This window comes from Mesorhizobium sp. M7A.F.Ca.ET.027.03.2.1, assembly GCF_003999175.1.
Lineage (GTDB): Bacteria > Pseudomonadota > Alphaproteobacteria > Rhizobiales > Rhizobiaceae > Mesorhizobium.
In genome coordinates this window covers 1-2,551 of the sequence record NZ_RZOM01000907.1, presented here as the reverse complement: position 1 = coordinate 2,551, position 2,551 = coordinate 1, and the positions used below count along the sequence as shown (strand labels likewise).

The window sequence follows — 2,551 nt, the reverse complement described above, 5'->3', positions numbered from 1 at the left end:
ATCCTAGGGTCTCCGCGACGTCGCTTCGCTCCTGCTCCGCCCTAGGATGACGACGGCGTTGGGATTTGCGCGGAGCTCTCAGCCGAGCAGCTGCTTGCTCAGCCTCGCACACTGCACGCGGATATCGGGAATGGCGTCGATCTCGAAGAAGGTGCCGCGCGTCAGCGGGCCGACGGCGAGGATCTTGGCCGAGATGGTTCCGTCGCCGGCGATGATCTCGCATTTGGCCGATACATCGAGGCCGATGCGCAGCGGATCCGGCCGTGCCAGGCCGCGGTCGACCAGCGAGCGCACGACGCTGTTCGATGAGGTCGAGATGTCCCTGACGATACCAGAGCAATCGTAGATGCGGGCGACCTCGAAGGTCTCGAGACGCTGCGTGTGGCGCGACTGGACCTGGACGGTGAATTCGCCGTTGCGCGCGATGTCGACGACGCGGCCGGCGACCAGGCGGATGCGGCCGGATTGCACGGCTTCGGTGACACGGGCGTAGACCTCGGGCGCCATGCGATGGCGGTGGATGTCCCACCAGGCCTTGGTGTGCTCGACGAAGCGGCGCTTGGCGGAAGCCGGCCAGTTCTGCCAGATCTTCTGGTTGAACGGCCGCAGGCCGTCGACGACGTCGCGCCAGTCGATGCCGGCCTTCTGGTTTTCCTTGATCAGGTCGCGGAACCAGCCGACGAAATAGGAGAGCTGCGTGCCGAGCGGAATGTCGGCGACGTCGAGCTTGATCGGATTGCCCTTGCGATGCGGCGAGGGCAACAGGCCGCGCCGCGACACAGCTATGATGTCGCCGCGATGGCCGCGCTGTTCCAGCGCCAGGAAGGCATCGACCATGCTCAGGCCGGTGCCCAGCACCATGACGCCGGCGTCGGTCGGAAGTGCTGTATCGGCTTCCGATCCCATCCTGATGGCATGGCCTTGCGCCGGCTCCTCGTCGTGGCCGGTGGCCAGCACGGCGAGATGCGCAACGACGCTGGTGCCGTTGGCCAGCGCCACTTCGACACCGGATGCGGTGGGCGTGATCGAGAGGCTTTCCTCGCGGATCAACCGAAGCCGCCCGGTCTGCTTTTCGCGCGCCTGCAGCTCGTCGAGCAACTCGCCGAGGTAACGGGCATAGATGCTGCGCGGCGCATAGAAGGGCGCCTGCTCGGCCGTTGCCAGGCCGCGCTCCTGCAGCCAGCGCCAGAAATTGCCGGGATCGTCGGCATAGGCGCTCATGCCGGCGGCACTGACATTCAAGACATGCGCCGACAGCAGCGTCGAATAGGCGATGCCCTGGCCGAAATGCGGGCGCCTTTCGATCAGCGTGACGCGCAGGTCGGGATTGGGCGACTTCAGGAGATGTGCGGCCAGCACGACGCCGCTGGCGCCGCCGCCGACAATGCTGATGGAGTTGGCGCGCCCGGTCATAGGCGTGCCTTCGCTCTGCGCAACGCCAGTGTCAGGCCTGGACCTTCACCGCGAGCGGCAGATCGCCGATGTCCCTCGCAACCGGCGGGTCGTCGAGAGAGATATCGCGCATTTCGGCGAGGCTGCGCTGATCGAGCACCTCGGCGATCGCCTGCCGGACCTCGAGCATCAGATATCGGACTTGGCATGTCGCCTCGTTGCAATCTTCACAGCGCTGGTACTGGGTGCGGCTGGCGCAGGGGATCGGCGCCAGCGGACCGTCGAGGACGCGCACGACATGGCCGACCTTGATTTCGTCGGCAGCGCGCGCCAGGCGGTAGCCGCCATCCTTGCCCTTGCGGCTCTGGACGAAGCCGGCGTTGCGCAACTCGCCCAGGATGGCGTCGAGAAATTTCTTCGGGATGTTGTTGCCGGTGGCAATGTCGTTGACGAAGGCGAGCTGTCCGGCCGGCAATCGCGCGAGGTGGACAAGCGCCTTGAGGCCGTACTTACCCTTTTTCGTGAGCATGAAATCAAAATTTCTCTGGCATGCGACGGCATGGAACCATCGGTTGCAAAACGCCTGGCGGGCGTTGCCGCCGCGTCTAAGCCCGCATGACACATAAATTCTAGTGACATGATGTACAAGCCGAGAACTGCTGATTTTGCTTTGTTTTCAAGCCGCGCCGGCCACTTTGGCCAGCCTTTGTGCCCACAGGGACACAAAAGCGCACGACTTTGAGGGCGCGATCGTCGCGATATGGTGACTGCTCATCGTCGCCTCCAGTCTCAATGTCGATAAGATTACTATACTTACCCTCGAACACGCGGGATAGGTTTTCTAAATGGGCCGTTGTTTGAGGTATGGATTTGCCTGATATTGGCCTGGGTAAGAACCTATCATTCGTGCGTGAACGGCACAGAGTTGAGTACCGAAGCGTACCTAACTTCGTCATTCACGGGCGGAGCAGGAGCGAAGCTCCGTCGCGCAGACCATAGGATGACGAAGCCGGGAGGCTCGCGGAGCGCCATTCTTGTTCGTATTCGATTTGTCATCGGGGCGATGATGGCGGTTGCAGCCGCCATATGCGCTCGGGTGCTCCGTCACCGACAGCTTTTTTCTAACAAGCCCGTCTCGGTTGGAAGGATTTAACTCTAC

Annotated in this window: 2 protein-coding genes; both read right to left on the bottom strand. The window is 62.9% G+C overall.

The window, feature by feature from the left end:
• Positions 1 to 78: 78 nt before the first annotated feature.
• On the bottom strand, positions 79 to 1,413 hold the full coding sequence (locus tag EN750_RS28815) for an FAD/NAD(P)-binding protein (protein ID WP_127398779.1): 1,335 nt from the start codon (positions 1,411 to 1,413) through the stop codon (positions 79 to 81).
• Between the two features lie 31 nt (positions 1,414 to 1,444).
• A complete protein-coding gene (locus EN750_RS28810; protein WP_127398778.1) occupies positions 1,445 to 1,921 on the bottom strand; it encodes an Rrf2 family transcriptional regulator in 477 nt (158 codons plus the stop codon).
• Positions 1,922 to 2,551 lie beyond the last annotated feature (630 nt).